We start from the raw sequence: 15,610 nt of genomic DNA on the forward strand, positions 1-15,610 counted from the left end.
TGTGAACGGGTGTTCGCTTAGCATCCTTGCATGCCCCGCACCCGCACGATCTCCGATGAAACCGTCTTTGCCACCGTCCGGCGCCTGATGGCCGAAGGGGGCGACAAGGCAGTCTCCTTCGGGTCCGTCGCCCGCCTGACCGGGCTTGCCCCGCCGACACTGGTGCAGCGCTATGGCAGCCGCGACGGGATGGTGAAGGCCGCCCGCCTTGCCGCCTGGGATGCGCTGGAGCGGCGCACGGGCGAGGCGATTGCCGGGACGGCCGACAAGGGGCCGCAGGGCTTGCTGAAGGCCATCGGCCCGCTCGACCCTGCCGCCCTTGCCGCCGACCTGCGCGACCCCGACCTTGCCGAGCGTGCGGCGGGCTGGCGGGCGGGGGTGGAAACCGCACTGACCCTGCGGCTTGGGTCCGGGCAGAAGGCGCGGGAAAGTGCGGCGTTGCTTTTCGCCGCCTGGCAGGGGCAGGCTTTGTGGTCCGGGGCCGGAGAGCCCGGATTCCGCCTGAAGGACGCCGTGAAGCGGCTTACCTGACCAGCGATTTCCAGGCCCAGATCAGGATCAGCGCCCCCAGAAGCGCGCCGACGAACCCGGCCCCGATTCCGGCCAGCATGACCAGCCCGCGCAGCACCAGCGTCCCGATCAACGCCCCCAGCACGCCAAGCGCGATGGTCGACGGCGTGTCCATGTTCACCTTCAGGATGCGCGTCGCCAGAAAGCCCACGGCAACCCCGACGATCAGCAGTGCAACAAGCGGCATGGTGTCCCTCCCCCCTTGTCTGCGGGATATGGGAACCGTCTGGCCCCCGCGCTATAGGCTGGCGGGCAAAATCAGACCGCGCAAAACCTCGGCGGCGGGCATCGGGCGCTTGCCTTCGCGCTGCGCCTCGGTGATCTCGACCGCGCCGCTCCCGCAAGCGATCTTGAAGCCGCCCAGCACCTGCCCCGGCACCCCCTGCCCGGTCGCCAGCCGGGAGCGCAGAAGCTTCACCCGCTCGCCGTTCACCTCGGTCCAGGCCCCCGGAAACGGCGAGAGGCCGCGGATCAGCCGGTCGACCTCGACCGCCGGGCGGGCCCAGTCCACCCGCGCTTCGGCCTTGTCGATCTTCGTGGCATAGGTCACGCCTTCGGCGGGCTGAGGCACCGCTGGCAGGGGCAAACGCTCCAGCGTCTCGACGATCAACCGCGCGCCCAGGGTGCTGAGCCGGTCGTGCAACTCTGCCGTGGTCTCCTCGGGCCGGATCTCGACCGCTTCCCGCAGAAGGACCGGCCCGGTGTCCAGCCCCGCCTCCATCTGCATGATGCAGACCCCGGTTTCCCGGTCGCCCGCCATGATCGCGCGATGGATCGGCGCCGCGCCCCGCCAGCGTGGCAGCAAGGAGGCGTGGATGTTCAGGCAGCCAAGCCGGGGGGCCTCAAGTATGGCGGGCGGCAGGATCAGCCCATAGGCCACCACGACCGCAACATCGGCGTTCAGCGTGGCGAACTCTGCCGCCGCCCCGTCGCTGTGCAGCGAAACCGGATGGCGGACCGGCAACCCCAGAGCTTCGGCCCGCGCCTGCACCGGGCTGGGCCGGTCAGCCTTGCCCCGCCCCGCCGGGCGCGGGGGCTGGCAATACACGGCGACGATCTCATGCGCCTTGTGAATGGCGTCCAGCACCGGGACCGAGAAGTCCGGCGTGCCCATGAAAATCACCTTCATCCGCGCCGCCCCAGCTTATCGGCCTTGGCGATCAGCATCTTGCGCTTCAGGGGCGAGAGGTGGTCGAAATACATCTTCCCCGCCAGATGGTCGATCTGGTGCTGCGCGCTCGTCGCCCAGAGCCCGACGAAATCCCGCTCCTCGACCGCGCCCTCGGCGTTCAGGAACCGCACCGTCACCGCCCTCGGCCGCTGGATCACGGCCGACACGCCTGGAAGGTTGGGCGAGGCTTCCTCATGCTCGCGCAACTGGACGCTGGCGTGCAGCACCTCGGGGTTGGCCATCCGCACCGCCTGCCCCCGCGCGTCCGAGCAATCCACCACCGCCAGCCGCAAGGGTACCCCGATCTGCACCGCCGCGAGGCCATAGCCCGGCATCGCATCCATCGTGTCGATCATGTCGGTCCAGATCGCCCGCACCTCATCGGTGATCGCGGGAACCTCCGCCGCAGGGGTCCGCAGGACAGCCGCAGGCCAGGGCAGGCAGCGCCGGACCGTCACGCCCGCGCCCGTTCCCGCTTCAGCTTTTCCATCTTCCGGGTGATCATCTGCCGCTTCAGGGGCCCCAGGTAGTCGATGAACAGCTTGCCATCCAGATGGTCGATCTCGTGCTGCACGCAGGTCGCCCAGAGGCCCGCGAACTGCCGCTCCTGCACCTCGCCGTCCAGCCCCAGCCAGCGCACCTGCACTTCGGCCGGACGCTTCACTTCGGCATATTGCTCGGGGATCGACAGGCAGCCCTCCTCGTAGGTCGACAGGTCCTCCGACGACCAGATGATCTCGGGATTGACCAGCGCCATCGGCTCCGGGTCGCCTTCCTTGATGCAGTCCATCACGATGACCCGCTTGGTCACGCCGACCTGCGGTGCGGCGAGGCCGATGCCCGGCGCGTCGTACATCGTCTCCAGCATGTCAGCGGCCAGTTGCCGGACCTCGGGCGTGATTTCCGCCACGGGATCGCAGAGCTTCTTGAGGCGCGGATCAGGATGGATCAGGATGGGGCGGATCATGGAAGCGATCTACGAAAGCAGGCCCCGGATGGCAAGAGGAACGCGGGAAAACGGCCCCGGCAGGCACTGCGGATTGCTTGTTCTATATTGTTGCAGTATTTTGGATCATTTTCTCAATCATATGAAAATAATTGGGATGACTTCCCGATAATGATGGATTATTCGGATGATCATCCCAACCAACAGGCTGACTGACATGACCTTCGACACCCCGATCTCCCGCGCCGGGTCCCATTGTTCCAAGTGGGACATGATGAAACCGCTTTACGGCCTGACCCCGGACGAAGGGCTGGCGATGTGGGTCGCGGACATGGAGTTCAAGCCGCCGCAGGTGGTGCAGTACGCCCTGCAAAAGATGCTCGACCACGGCGTCTACGGCTATTTCGGCGACGACCGCAAATATCTCGACGCGATCCGCTGGTGGATGGCCAACCGTCACGGCTGGGAGGTGGCGCCCGAATGGATCTTCACCACCCACGGCCTCGTCAACGGCACCGCGCTTTGCGTCCACAGCTTCACCAAGCCCGGCGATGCGGTCGTGCTGATGACCCCGGTCTACCATGCCTTCGCCCGCGTCATCAAAGCCGCCGGGCGCGAGGTGACGGAATGCCCGCTGGTGCTGGAGGACGGCACCGCCCGCATGGACTTCGCCGCCTGGGAGAAGCTCTTGACCGGACGCGAGAAGATGCTGATCCTCTGCTCGCCGCACAATCCCGGCGGGCGGGTCTGGACGGCGGATGAGCTGCGCGCTGTGGCGGATTTCTGCGTGAAGCACGACCTCCTCCTCGTCTCGGACGAAATCCACCACGACCTCGTCTATCCCGGCCAGAAGCATATGGTCATGGCCAAGGCCGCGCCCCAGATCGCCGACCGGCTGGTGATGATGACCGCCACGACAAAGACCTTCAACATCGCCGGCGCCCATATCGGCAACGTGATCATCGCCGACCCCGCGCTGCGCAAGACCTTCGCCAACACGATCAACGCGATGGGCATCTCGCCCAATTCCTTCGGGATGCACATGGCGACCGCCGCCTACAGCCCGGAAGGCGCCACCTGGGTCGATGCGCTGATGCGCTACCTCGACGGCAACCGGAAGCTCTTCGACGAAGGCATCGCCCGGATCCCCGGCCTGCGCTCCACTCCGCTGCAGGCGACCTACCTCGCCTGGGTCGATTTCTCCGCCACCGGAATGACCCCGGAAGAGTTCATCGAGCGGGTGCAGAAGGTCGCGAAGATCGCCACCAACTATGGCGCAAGCTTCGGGTTGGGCGGCGAAACCTACCTGCGCTTCAACCTCGCCTGCCCGCGTGCGCAAGTCGCCGAGGCGGTGGCCCGGCTGGAAAGGGCCTTCTCCGATCTGCAATGATCCGGCTGCTGCGCCTTCTGGTCTATCTCTGCCTCCTGGTGGGGTTCGGCTTCATCGCCGCCTCGCTGTACAGCCCGCCGGTGGTGGTCCCCGCGCCGCCACCGCCGCCACTGGCGGGAGAGATCGACCGGATCGTGATCGAGAAGGCCGCGCGGAGGATGCAGCTGTTCCAGGATGGCAAGCCGGTCCGCACCTACAAGATCGCCCTCGGGTTCACCCCTGCGGGCGACAAGGTCCGGCAGGGCGACGGCAAGACGCCGGAGGGCACCTTCACCATCGACCGCCGCAACGCTGAAAGCGCTTTTCATCTGTCGATCGGACTGGATTATCCGCAGCCCGAGGACAGCGCGCGGGCCGCGAAGGAGGGCTATTCCCCCGGCGGCGACATCTTCATCCACGGCCAGCCGAACGCCCTGCCGGACGGGTTGAAAATCAAGGGTGACTGGACGGCAGGGTGCATCGCCCTGACCAATGCCGAGATCGAGGAAATCTGGGCCGTCACGCCCATCGGGACCAAGGTGGAAGTGCGGCCCTGACGCGACGGCTCGTCGGGAACTTCGTCCGCCCTCGCAGACACTTCCGACGAGAAGCCGAAGGCGCACGAGGAGGCCTCGGCCAATCTCACGCTTTCGGCAGATACCCCACCGGCGCATTCTCGTCGCGCCAGAAGTCCAGCGGCGCCCGGTCCGACACCGCCGTCGCCCGCTTGAAATCGCAGACCAGTTCGCCGTCATCAATGCTGGAGGCCATGATCAGGCATTGAAAAACATGCCGCGAGCCGTCGAACACATCGACCAGCCCGCGCAGTTTCCCGGGCGAGAAATCCGCATCCAGCGCAAAGCCGTTGTCCCAGAACCGCAGCACCGGATAGACCGCATCGCCCACCTGCACCCGCAGCCGCGACTTCCGCTTCAGGTCACGTTTGCGCGCGGCCTCCAGCCCCTCACGCACATAGTTCGGCAGAAACTCAAGCATGGCAGCCTCGACACCTCTCCCACTGAAATTCTGAAGCGGACCGGCAAAAAATCAAGCTGTCACAAGGGTATTACGCGAATGTAAACGCTGCATGGCACGCAACACACGGGATTCTGCAACCCTTGGTTGATCTGATCCCGCCAAAGCCATGCTGCGCCGCGAAATCGCCGCAACCCCCCGGAAGTGCTTGCGAATCAGCCAAAGCGGCGGAATAGCCCTTCGCATGATCCTGATCGCCGCCCTCCTTCTCGACGCAGCCTTCGGAGAACCCCGCTGGCTCTGGGACCGCATGGCCCATCCCGCCGTCCTGATGGGCCGCCTTGTCGGCTGGTGCGACACCTGCTTCAACCGGGATGGCGAGTTGAAGCTGAAGGGCACCCTTGTCGCCGCGGGCCTCCTCCTGACCGGCCTTGTCCTTGGCGGGCTGATCCACGTCCTGCCGGATTTCGGCGTCCTGGAAGCGCTGACCGTCGCCATCCTGGTCGCGCAGAAAAGCCTCGTCGACCATGTCCGCGCCGTCGCCACCGCGCTTCGCCGATCCGTCGCCGAGGGTCGCCAGGCCGTCGCCATGATCGTAGGTCGCGACACCGCCAGCATGACCGGCCCCGACATCGCTCGCGGCGCCATCGAAAGCGCGGCGGAGAACTTGTCGGACGGCGTCGTCGCCCCGGTCTTCTGGTATCTGGTCGCGGGCCTGCCGGGCATCCTCGCCTACAAGCTGGTCAACACCGCCGACAGCATGATCGGCCACCTGACCCCGAAGTACAAAGACTTCGGCTGGGCCTCGGCCCGTCTCGATGACCTCCTGAACATGATCCCCGCCCGGCTGACCGCACTGCTCATCGCGCTGACGCACGGCTGGATCGACCCCCGGCCCATCCTCCGCGACGCGCCGAAACACCGCAGCCCGAACGCCGGCTGGCCGGAAAGCGCGCTGGCCCCGGTGCTGAACGTCGCCCTCTCCGGCCCGCGCAGCTACAACGGGGTGCGCAAGAACTACCCCTGGGTCTGGCCCGAGGGGCGCCGCGATCCCGGTGCGGATGACATCGACGCCGCCGCCGACGCGCTCTGGCGGGTCTGGGCAGCACTGCTGGCGGTTGCCGTGGTCGGGGCGCTTCTCTAGGGTCGCCGAAACACCGGAGATCCCATGCGCGCCGCCCTTCTCGCCCTTGCCCTCGCCACCCCCGCCGCCGCCGCCCCCTGTGGCGGCGATTTCGGCGACTTCCTGACCGCGATGCAGGCCGAGGCCACCGCCGCAGGCATCCCCGCCGACACCGCCGCCGCCTTCTTCAAGGGTGCGCAGCAGGACCCGAAAGTGCTGAAGGCCGACCGCGCGCAGGGCGTCTTCCGCAAAACCTTCCTCGACTTCTCGCAGTCGCTGATCTCGAAGCCGCGCCTTGCCACCGCCCGGTCAAAATCCGAGGCGCTGGATGACATCTTCACCCGCGCTGAAACCGAATACGGCGTCTCGCGCGGCATTCTTCTGGCCTTCTGGGCCTTCGAGACCGACTTCGGCAAGGTCCAGGGCGATTTCAACACCCGTAACGCCCTTCTCACCCTCGCCCATGACTGCCGCAGACCGGAGATCTTCCAGCCCCAGGTCCTCGCCGCCGCGCAGCTCTACGCGATGGACGACTTCGCGCTGGATACCACCGGAGCCTGGGCGGGCGAGATCGGCATGGTGCAGATGCTGCCGAAGGACATCCTGGAACGTGGCGTGGACGGCGATGGCGACGGGCTGATCCTGCTGAAGACATCGGAGGCCGACGCGATCCTCTCCGGCGCGCGGATGCTGCAACACCACGGCTGGCGCGCCGGGGAACCCTGGCTGGCCGAAGTCACCCTGCCCGAGGGTTTCGACTGGGCGCAGACCGGCCTTGATACCGAAAAGCCCACCGAAGACTGGGTGGCGCTTGGCGTTTCCCCCCGCAACGGGCCGCTTGCGCCCGGGCTGAACGCCTCGATCCTCCTGCCACAGGGGCGCAAGGGCCCGGCCTTCCTGATCTACCCGAACTACCGCGTGCTCTTCGAATGGAACAAGAGCTTCGTCTACGTCACCACCGCCGCCTATTTCGGCACAAGGATCGAGGGGGCAAAGCCCTATGCGGCGGGCAACCCCGACCCCGCCCTTGGCCCCGACGACATGACGGCCCTGCAAGAGAAACTCGCCGCCCTCGGCCATGACGTCGGCAAGATCGACGGCATCCTTGGCGCGGGGACCCGCACGGCGGTGCAGAAGGAACAGGTCCGCCTCGGTCTTCCCGCCGACGGCTGGCCGACACGCGCGCTGCTGGACGCGCTCTGATGGCCAGCTGGAGCCTTGTCGCCACCGTCAAGGCCCCCGAGGAGAAGGTCCTCGCCTTTGCCGCCCATCACCTTTCGCTGGGGGCCGACCATCTCTGGCTCTACTTCGACGACCCCGACCAGCCGATCCCGCAGCCCCTGGTGGATCATCCCCGCGTCACCGTCACCCCTTGCGATGCGGCGCACTGGATCCGCGTCGGCAAGCCCCGCCCGCCGCAGCATCAGACCCGCCAGACCCAGAACGCCCGCTTCACCTACCGCGAGAAGGTGACAAGCGACTGGATCGTCCATATCGACGTGGACGAGTTCCTCCTGACTCCGCGCCCCATCGCCACGATCCTGGACGAGACTCCGGCTGACACCATCGCGATGAAGCTGGAGCCGTTCGAGGCGATGCATGATCCGCTTCTGCCCGACGACATCTACACCTCACGCGAATTTCGCGGGGCGCTGCGGCATGAACACTGGCCGCGCCGCCGTGCGGCGCTTGGCCCCTACCGCAAGGTGATCCGCGACGGGATGCTGTCGCACACGGTTGGCAAGGTCATCTACCGGACCCGGGTGCCGGGCCTCTTGCCCCGCCTGCATGCCGTGATGGTCAACAAGGAATTCGTGAAAACCCCCGACTGGCATCCCGAGATGCAGCTTCTGCACTTCCACGCGCAGGACAAACCCGCCTGGCTGGCCGCCGTACCGTTCCGGATGACCAGGGGCGCCTACCAGTTCCGGCCGGAATTGCAGGCCTTCCTTGCCGTATCCGACCCTGAGGAAATCGACCGTTTCTATCGCCGCACGCAGATCCTGTCGGTCGATCTGCGGGACGAGCTGGTGAAGGTGGGCAGGGTGATCCTTGCGGACCTCGGGTTGCGGCAGAAGGTCCAGGCCCTGCGCGACGGGACGCTCTGACGGGAATTTACTCCACGTTCACCAGCATCAGCGCCGCGCGGCGGAAGGTCGCCATGATCTGCCCCCGCTCCGGTTCGGCCACGTTGGTTTCCACCATCGCCCGGTCCATCACCGCCAGCCAGTCCTCGGCATCCTGCTTGCGGATCTCCACATGCGCGTGGATTTCCCGCAGGTTCATGTGGCCGTGCAGCTCGTGGTAATAGCGCCGCCCGCCGAAGAAGCCGCAGAGGAAGTTGAACTGCTCGGGCCGCACATGGGCCAGCCCATGCCCGCGCTGGTGCATCGCCATGATCACGGCGCCCTGCGGCAGGGTCTCGATCAGGTCGTAGAAGTGGTTCACCAAGAGCTGAACCTGCGGCTCCCCGCCGATCCGGTCGATCATCGGTTCCATTGCACCCTCCCATCATCTTCCGGGCCCCGATTTCTTCGAAGAAATCGGACCGGAGCCTTCGAAGGCTCCGAACCGGAATTTTCAAAAATTCCGCTCCCGCGCATGCTTCAGCCCTGCGGTCGCGTCTTCTTCGGGTCGTAATGCGACAGCGGCACGATCACCGCCGGAAGCCGCTTCTGCTGGCCGTCCAGCTTGCCGACCTCCAGCGCGGTGCCGACCTCGGCATGCGCCACGTCCACCCGCGCCAGCGCGATGTTCTTGCCCAGGATCGGCGAACGGATCGAGGACGTGACCTCCCCCACCTGCGCCCGGCCCACATGCAGGCAGTCGCCATGTCCAACGTCGACGTTCGAGCCGATATCCAGCCCGACGAACTTCCGGCTGGGGTGCTCCTTCCGCCGGATCAGCGCCTCGCGGCCGACGAAATCGTCCGTCTTCGACTTGAGCGGCACGGTGAAACCGATCCCGGCCTCGAACGGGTCGGTCTGGTCGCTGAAATCGTAGCCCGCGAAGATCAGCCCCGCCTCGATCCGCACCATGTCCAGCGCGGCCAGCCCCATCGGCTTCAGCCCCAGGTCCGCGCCATTCTCCCAGACCGCGTCATAGACAGCCGAGCCGTCCTTCGGATGGCAGAACACCTCGAAGCCCAGCTCGCCGGTATAGCCCGTCCGCGACACCATCACCGGCGCGCCGTTCGGCCCGCCGACGCGGCCCACGGTGAAGCGGAACCAGCCCAGCTCCTCGATCGTCGGCTGATGCGGCGCGGTCCAGATCATCCGCTTCATGATCTCGCGGCTGTTCGGCCCCTGGACCGCAAGGTTGTGCAGCTGATCCGTCGAACTGCGGACCATCACCTTCAACCCCAGCTTTTCCGCCTGCTCGCGCAGCCAGAGGCCGGAATACTCATCTCCCCCGATCCAGCGGAACTGGTCGCGGCCCAGCCGGAACACCGTGCCATCGTCGAGCATCCCGCCATGCTCATAGCACATCGCAGTATAGACGACCTGGCCCTGGCTCAGCTTCTTCATGTCGCGCGTGACGCACCATTGCATCAGCGCTTCCGCATCCGGCCCCGTCACCTCGAACTTGCGCAGAGGCGACAGGTCCATCACCACCGCCGCCTGACGGCAGGCCCAGTATTCCTCGATCGGGCCATTGGACGAATAGGCCTGCGGCAGCCAGTAGCCCTTGTACTCCACCACATTGCGCGTCTTGGCCGAGATACGGTCGTGGAACGCGGTTTCCTTGGTCATCTTCGGCTCCGAGGCAGGGGTGGTTCGGTGGGCGATGGCCCGGCTGAATGTCTCCGCCCCGGAATAGGTGCGGACATGGATGTCGCTCAGATACCAGCCGTTCGCGGGCGAGGTATCGTCCGGGCAGGCCGAGTTCACGCAGACGATGTCGGTCAGCGCCCGGAACAGCACATAGTCGCCGGGGCGGCTCCACGGCTCGTCGCTGACCAGAACCCCATGTGAATCGATGTTCGTATTGAAGAACAGGTTCACCGCCATCCAGCCCGGTCGCGGGTCCACGCCCCGCCCGGCCAGCGCCTTGTTGAAATTGTCCGAGCAGTTGACGTGGCCGGGATAGCCGATGTCGTCATAGTATTTCGCCGCGCAGGCCATCGCGAAGGCGTCGTGCCGCCCGACCGTGTCCTGCACCACCTCGACCAGCGGCACCCAGTCCTGATCGAAGTATTTCGAATGCAGACCCGGCATCGAATAGGCATGGCCCATCAGCGTGCGCGAGGTCGTCACATCCAGCGCATGCTGGATGCCCTTGTCCAGCTTCCGCGCGTCGAAGCACTGGAAGTCGGTGCATTGCCGTCCATCGACGTCAAGTATCTGGATGTAGTCCCCCGCCTTGACGAAATAGCTTTCCGCCGTCGCCGATTTCACCCGCAGGTCCAGGATCGGGTCGGCCAGCGGATCGGGCAGGTCGTATTGCCCCACCATCCTGGGCTTGGCCCGTTGCACCAGCACCGTCACCGGCGTCGCCGTGTCCTGCGCTTCCGGCGCCATCGGCAGGCCGGGGGCGGCCACCACCAGCCAGCCCTCATCCAGCGCCGTCAGCTCTGCCCGAGCGCCCGCTGGCGTCTCCGCCGAGAACAGCCGCAGCGCCCCCGCCTTGCCAAGGTCGATCTGGCGGCGCTCCAGCCCCTTGCGCAGCCGCTGCAGGCTGTCGTCGCCCTGCGCCAGCATCGCCTTCAGCCCCTCAGCGCCCGAGTTCGACACCTGTCCCAGCAGCATCGCGTCGATCCGGCCGTCTTTCGCCGCCGCAACCAGCTCCACCGGCTGCCCGCCCTCGTCGTTGACGAGCGACACCCGGTCGCCCACCATCAGCTGCAGCAGAAGCGCGCCTCCCCCTGGCACCACATGGCGTTCCTGCCCGTGATGACGGGAAAAGCCCTGCGGAGTGAGGATTCGGCTTGGCCGCGGCGGCCCGGGAACCACAGTGGGATAGATCGAATCGAGCATGGTGCCTCCCGTCATCTGATCGGCCGTACAGCGCCGAGAAGTTTAACAAGAATAAAACTTGTTCATCCAGAAGAATAGCGTCAGGGTCAGCGTGACACAAGCGGAACGACGGTCACAAGGACAGGAAAAGGCGGTGAAATGCTGGCACTCGGCTTCGGCCTGACCGCCGCCCTGATCTGGGCGGTGCATGACCTTCTGGCGCGAAAGCTCAGCCAGGGCGCGGCGCTGTTGCCGATCATCGCGACGGTTCTGCTGACCGGCAGCCTTGTCCTTGCCCCCTTCGCGCTGGCCTGGGGCGATTGGGCCGCGATGACCGGGACGGCCGTCGCTGTCTCGGTCGCCTATGGCCTCGCCTATGCCCTCGCAGGCGGCGCGCTTTACAAGGCGTTCAGCCTCGCCCCGGTCCGCCTCGTCTCGCCGATGATCGGGGCTTATCCGATGCTTTCGCTGGTCGTCGCCCATGCCCAGGGCCAGCCCGTCACCCTGCCCGACTGGCTGGCCGTCGCGGCCATCGTCACCGGGATTGCCATCGTCGCGCTGGCCGCCCGCGACGACGCGCCCGAAGGCTATGCCGCGCCGCCCGCCGTCGCCCTCGGCTGGGCCGCGCTCAGCGGGCTTGGCTTCGCCACCACCTTCGCTCTGGGGCAAGAGGCGACCCGGCAGGGGGCAGAGCTTCCGGCGATGCTGATCGGCCGCCTGGTCGCGCTGGCGGCAGTCGTGGCGCTGGCGTTCGCCTTGCGCGCCCTGGTCCGGCCGCAACGGGGGCAGGCCTGGCTGCTGGCCCTGATGGGCACCTTCGATGCGGTCGCCCTCGGCCTCGTGACTGCGGCGGGTGCCCTGCCCCGGGCGGAATATGCCTCGGTCACCGCCTCGCTTTTCGGGGTGCTGACCGTCCTCCTCGCCGCCTGGTTCCTGCGGGAAAGGGTGCGCTCGGTGCAGTGGCTGGGCATCGCTGCGGTCTTCGGGGGCATCGCCGTGCTGGGGTTGCAGGAGTGACCTGTCCACGGTGGACAGATTTTCGGCCTCAATGATTCCAATGCCTTGCTTGCGGGCGTTAACGATTCCGCAAGACTTCCGTCCTCGTCTTTTTGGTCCTGCAAGCAGAGGCGCCACCAGCTTTTCGTAGAGCGAGAAGAGATGCTCCAACCGCTCCCGGTCCGAGGTGAAACCCGTCGACCGATACAGCCGGTCCACCGCCCGGTCGAGGTCGCTGTGCGCCTTGCAAAGGTTGAATGGTCAAACGCGGGAAATGATCTACTCGTCTCGGTAAGCCCGTATCGCAATGCGATCCAAATCGCGCGCGGGCACGAGGCGGTAGTGCCGTTCCTCGACAACCCGTATTTCGTCATCGACAAGCGCAAGCTCGAAAAGGGCAATCACACTACCATCCATGAACTGCGCCGCGACCGCGCGAGCCCGCAGACCGGGGAACTTCTGTTCGACGAAGCGAATGTCCTGCGTCGTCTGGACGATGCCAATCTGATCCTTGCCACCCTTGGCCTGCACCGGGATGATGTAGTGGCAACCTCGCTTGTCCAGACCGATGTAGAGTTCATCGATCTCGATTTGACCGATGCCCTTGACCGTCGTCCGAAGGTGGTTCTGCAAGCTGTAGGTGGTCAACCCGAGGAAGGTGTCGATCAGGCGATTGTAGCGGACGATCGCGAGAAGGGCCTGTTCGTCGTCAAGAGCATAGGCGCGGATCAGCTCCGGGGTCGCGTCGGGAATGGCGATCTGGACAAGATCGGGACGCGGTCGAATTCGTTGAAACCGAACAAGCTTGAACTTGTACTTGGACCGACCCGCGCCCTCGATTACCCACTCAAGACCGATTGGTTGAGTTTTGAGAATGTAACTCGGAAGAGGCCGCCGATAGCGGTAAGCATATGGAACGTCACCGGGATTTAGATCGACAAGTTCAGGCGCAACCTGGTCGCGCGTCTGAACGATCTCACGTCGAATGAACTGAAACTCGGTTGTTCCATCTGTATAATGATCGCGAAAAATCTTTTCGATGATCCGGTCATAGCCCGCACCATTGTCTTGCTTAGCCATTCGCAAAACGCGCCGCCCGCCGCTCGGCTTCCGTCTCGGCTTGCGTCCGTTTCTTTGCCCCACTCTTGCGGTCCCGTCCGGACTTCGGTGCTGCGATGCGGAAGTGAGCGGCGGCGGTCGATACGTCCATGCCAAGAAGGGCCGGATCGCCAAGTGATATCGGATCGGTCGGGCGCAACGGCACAATACCTAGGGCGGCAATGACTTGCGCAGCGACGGCCCGCGCCAGCGGGGGCGGGACGGCGTTGCCGATCTGCCTGGCTCCATGCCATTTCGTGACATTGAAGCGGAACCAGTCGGGGAAGCCATGTAGCCGGGCCATTTCGCGGACCGTGACGCAACGCGGGTAGCGGTAGTGAATCGGTCTGGGCGAGGTGAAGGCCCCGCGAGCGCCGTCCGTCCCGGCCCGCAAGGTGTTGGACACCCCTGTAGAGGGCAGCTTGAAGAACCGGCTGATTCGCTCGATCTCTCCTTCTCTTGTCTCGGCAAAGCGTTCCCGCGAGATATCCGTATGGTCAGTGCGGGCACTTGAAGTCAGCATGGTCGGGTCCCAGAGACGCGGGTGGCCAAAGTGCCACGCCTCATTTCCAAGGCAACGCATTTCGGCGGCATAGCGGGACGGAGCGCCAAAGGTGCCGACATGTACTTCGTCGGTGTGTACCAAGAGCGGATAGGTCTCGGCATCCGGAAGGTCGTCGAGCGCTTCGGCGCAGGTGGGTCCGTAGGGCAATCCATCGTTTTTCTGCTGCCCGGAAATGGTGGTGGCAGGTTCGGGATAGGCAGGCAGCGTGGTGCCCTTCTTCGCGCCGAACAGGATCAGCCGCTCGCGGGATTGCGGAGTGCCGAAGTTGCCCGCGTTCAACACGCGCCAAGGCAACCGGACCTCGTAGCCGCGCGCCTCGAAAGCAGTCACCAGTTCGTGCAGGAATCGTTTGTGCTCACCGACGGTCAGACCTTTCACGTTCTCGAAAACGAAGGTTCTCGCATCAAGCTCAGCAACGATCCGCACGAAGTCCAGGACCAACCTGTTCCGAGGATCGTCCAGGACACGCTGTCCGATCAGCGAGAATCCTTGGCACGGTGCGCCACCAAAAACGCAATCGACAGGTCGGTTTCCTAATCCGGCGACAATCCTGATTTCCGACCCGGACAGACGCTCGACGGAGCGGGGGACTACAGCCGTGGTCGGAAAATTGAACTTGTGGACCGCACAATGAACAGGGTCGATCTCGACGGCTGCCACCACATCGAATCCTGCCTGCTCGAAGCCAAGGCTAAGGCCTCCGGCTCCTGCGAATAGGTCAATGCCAATGGGACGCATGACTGCTGCAAACCTTCTTCGATTCGCCCAAAGAGTAGTCGAGCCGGGAAAGATTGTCGATCGGTTTGTTTGGTTTTCCGACTGCCACCTCATGCTTGCGGTTGTGGCATGGGGGCGGCGGTTTGGGAAGCTACTCCGCCGCTTCCACTCTTGCGGGGGCGCGGCGCATGGTCTGGGTCAGGCGGCGTTCGTCGCGGGGGGAGACGCCGAAGAACTCGGTGTAATGCCGGATCATCGGGCTGGAGGTCATGTAGCCGACCGAGGCCGCGATCTCGCGCAGGGAATCGTTGGAGTAGAGCACCCGCTGCCGCGCCTTCATCAGCCGCAGGTGGTGGTAATAGCGCAAGGGGCTCTGCCCGGTCTCGCGCTTGAACATGCGTTCGAAATGGCGGCCCGAGAGGCCAACGGCGGTGGCGACATCGGGGATGCGGAGGGGGTCTTCGACATGGGTCTCGAACAGCCGGATCGCCTCGCGGATCGCCGCCGGAAGGCTGTCGGTCGTGCCGCCTGCCCGGGCGACGGGAACCTTCTGGCTGGCGTCGGCATCGCGGACGAAGGGGTGCTGGAACCAGCAGGCCACCTCGGTCATGCAGTCGCGGCCCAGCCGTTCCTCGATCAGGCGCAGCATGGCGTCGAAGACCGCGCCCGCGCCGGAGGCGGTGATCCGGCGGCCCTCGCGCAGGATCGTCACCTCGCGCGCCTCGACCGCCGGAAAATCGGCCTTGAAGGCGGCCTCATAGCACCAGTGCACCGAACAGGGCCGCCCTTCCAGGAGGCCCGCCCGGGCGAGTGGGAAGATGCCGCCCGAGAAGGCCCCGAGCGTCACCCCGGTCCGGTCCAGCCAGCGCAGCTTGGCCGGGCTGCGGCGGGGGTCGGCGTATTCGGCGGTGGGCGGCGAGAGGAGGTAGAGGTGGTCCACCGTCTCCAGGTCGGCGAGCGTCACGTCGGGCTCGAAGCCGATCTCGGCACTGGATCGCACCGGGGCGGCGGCCTCCGCCACCAGCGACCAGATGAATTCGCGCCGCCCGGTGATCTCGTTCGCGGCGCGCAGGGGCTCGATGGCCGAAGTCAGGCAGGCCATCGGGAAGCCGGGGAACATCAGGA

General features: G+C 65.7%; 17 protein-coding genes and 1 pseudogene. 7 read left to right on the forward strand and 11 right to left on the reverse strand.

Annotated elements, in window-relative coordinates:
- The first annotated feature begins 30 nt into the window (after nt 1–30).
- On the forward strand, nt 31–531 hold the full coding sequence (locus ACE3P6_RS02075; protein WP_374391302.1) for a transcriptional regulator: 501 nt from the start codon (nt 31–33) through the stop codon (nt 529–531).
- On the opposite strand, the gene ACE3P6_RS02080 is transcribed toward ACE3P6_RS02075, so the two are convergent.
- The 4 genes from ACE3P6_RS02080 to def (ACE3P6_RS02095) are packed head-to-tail and all read right to left on the reverse strand — an operon-like array spanning nt 524 to nt 2,708.
- Nucleotides 524–757 carry a GlsB/YeaQ/YmgE family stress response membrane protein gene (locus ACE3P6_RS02080; RefSeq protein ID WP_374391303.1) on the reverse strand — a complete coding sequence of 78 codons (234 nt, stop codon included), beginning with the start codon at nt 755–757 and terminating at the stop codon, nt 524–526. The genes ACE3P6_RS02075 and ACE3P6_RS02080 overlap by 8 nt on opposite strands.
- Before the next feature lie 51 nt (nt 758–808).
- On the reverse strand, nt 809–1,699 hold the full coding sequence (fmt, locus tag ACE3P6_RS02085) for a methionyl-tRNA formyltransferase (RefSeq protein ID WP_374391304.1): 891 nt from the start codon (nt 1,697–1,699) through the stop codon (nt 809–811).
- Nucleotides 1,696–2,199: a peptide deformylase gene (def, locus tag ACE3P6_RS02090; RefSeq protein WP_374391305.1), complete on the reverse strand. Its 504-nt coding sequence runs from the start codon at nt 2,197–2,199 to the stop codon at nt 1,696–1,698. The genes fmt and def (ACE3P6_RS02090) overlap by 4 nt, the downstream gene beginning before the upstream one ends.
- Nucleotides 2,196–2,708 carry a peptide deformylase gene (gene def, locus ACE3P6_RS02095; protein ID WP_374391306.1) on the reverse strand — a complete coding sequence of 171 codons (513 nt, stop codon included), beginning with the start codon at nt 2,706–2,708 and terminating at the stop codon, nt 2,196–2,198. The genes def (ACE3P6_RS02090) and def (ACE3P6_RS02095) overlap by 4 nt, the downstream gene beginning before the upstream one ends.
- Nucleotides 2,709–2,904: 196 nt before the next feature.
- On the opposite strand from def (ACE3P6_RS02095), the gene ACE3P6_RS02100 reads away from it, so the two are divergent.
- The gene (locus ACE3P6_RS02100; protein WP_374391318.1) at nt 2,905–4,077 is read left to right on the forward strand and encodes a MalY/PatB family protein; all 1,173 of its coding nucleotides are present in this window, start codon (nt 2,905–2,907) and stop codon (nt 4,075–4,077) included.
- Nucleotides 4,074–4,613, forward strand: a complete 540-nt coding sequence (locus tag ACE3P6_RS02105) for a murein L,D-transpeptidase family protein (protein WP_374391307.1) — start codon at nt 4,074–4,076, stop codon at nt 4,611–4,613. Before ACE3P6_RS02100 ends, ACE3P6_RS02105 begins: the two co-directional genes overlap by 4 nt.
- An 85-nt stretch (nt 4,614–4,698) precedes the next feature.
- Here the strand turns inward: ACE3P6_RS02105 and ACE3P6_RS02110 are convergent, their stop codons facing one another.
- Nucleotides 4,699–5,052 (reverse strand): hypothetical protein, encoded by a 354-nt coding sequence (locus tag ACE3P6_RS02110; protein ID WP_374391308.1) that lies wholly within the window; start codon nt 5,050–5,052, stop codon nt 4,699–4,701.
- Nucleotides 5,053–5,275: 223 nt separating this feature from the next.
- On the opposite strand from ACE3P6_RS02110, the gene cbiB reads away from it, so the two are divergent.
- Genes cbiB through ACE3P6_RS02125 form a run of 3 tightly spaced genes read left to right on the forward strand, consistent with a single transcriptional unit; the run spans nt 5,276 to nt 8,262 of the window.
- Nucleotides 5,276–6,175: an adenosylcobinamide-phosphate synthase CbiB gene (gene cbiB, locus ACE3P6_RS02115; protein WP_374391309.1), complete on the forward strand. Its 900-nt coding sequence runs from the start codon at nt 5,276–5,278 to the stop codon at nt 6,173–6,175.
- 24 nt (nt 6,176–6,199) lie between these two features.
- On the forward strand, nt 6,200–7,357 hold the full coding sequence (locus tag ACE3P6_RS02120; protein WP_374391310.1) for a lytic murein transglycosylase: 1,158 nt from the start codon (nt 6,200–6,202) through the stop codon (nt 7,355–7,357).
- Nucleotides 7,357–8,262: a glycosyltransferase family 2 protein gene (locus ACE3P6_RS02125; protein ID WP_374391311.1), complete on the forward strand. Its 906-nt coding sequence runs from the start codon at nt 7,357–7,359 to the stop codon at nt 8,260–8,262. Before ACE3P6_RS02120 ends, ACE3P6_RS02125 begins: the two co-directional genes overlap by 1 nt.
- Before the next feature lie 7 nt (nt 8,263–8,269).
- Here ACE3P6_RS02125 and ACE3P6_RS02130 read toward each other — a convergent pair whose 3' ends face one another.
- Nucleotides 8,270–8,653 (reverse strand): group II truncated hemoglobin, encoded by a 384-nt coding sequence (locus ACE3P6_RS02130; RefSeq protein ID WP_374391312.1) that lies wholly within the window; start codon nt 8,651–8,653, stop codon nt 8,270–8,272.
- 107 nt (nt 8,654–8,760) lie between these two features.
- Nucleotides 8,761–11,130, reverse strand: coding sequence for a DUF1989 domain-containing protein (locus tag ACE3P6_RS02135; protein ID WP_374391319.1), 2,370 nt, complete (start codon nt 11,128–11,130; stop codon nt 8,761–8,763).
- Nucleotides 11,131–11,268: 138 nt separating this feature from the next.
- Between ACE3P6_RS02135 and ACE3P6_RS02140 the strand changes: the two genes are divergently transcribed.
- A complete protein-coding gene (locus ACE3P6_RS02140) occupies nt 11,269–12,126 on the forward strand; it encodes an EamA family transporter (RefSeq protein ID WP_374391313.1) in 858 nt (285 codons plus the stop codon).
- 117 nt (nt 12,127–12,243) lie between these two features.
- Here ACE3P6_RS02140 and ACE3P6_RS02145 read toward each other — a convergent pair.
- The 4 genes and pseudogenes from ACE3P6_RS02145 to ACE3P6_RS02160 all read right to left on the reverse strand — a co-directional run.
- Nucleotides 12,244–12,354: pseudogene (locus tag ACE3P6_RS02145) on the reverse strand (type IIL restriction-modification enzyme MmeI); the annotation flags it as partial.
- Nucleotides 12,355–12,384: 30 nt separating this feature from the next.
- Nucleotides 12,385–13,185, reverse strand: coding sequence for an endonuclease (locus ACE3P6_RS02150; protein WP_374391314.1), 801 nt, complete (start codon nt 13,183–13,185; stop codon nt 12,385–12,387).
- Entirely contained in the window at nt 13,178–14,506 is a 1,329-nt protein-coding gene (locus tag ACE3P6_RS02155; RefSeq protein ID WP_374391315.1) for a DNA cytosine methyltransferase, read from the reverse strand. Before ACE3P6_RS02155 ends, ACE3P6_RS02150 begins: the two co-directional genes overlap by 8 nt.
- A 130-nt stretch (nt 14,507–14,636) precedes the next feature.
- Complete coding sequence (locus ACE3P6_RS02160; RefSeq protein ID WP_374391316.1) at nt 14,637–15,608, reverse strand: GlxA family transcriptional regulator; 972 nt, start codon at nt 15,606–15,608, stop codon at nt 14,637–14,639.
- Nucleotides 15,609–15,610 lie beyond the last annotated feature (2 nt).

It is taken from the genome of Tabrizicola sp., from assembly GCF_041911175.1.
Taxonomy (GTDB): Bacteria; Pseudomonadota; Alphaproteobacteria; order Rhodobacterales; family Rhodobacteraceae; genus Tabrizicola.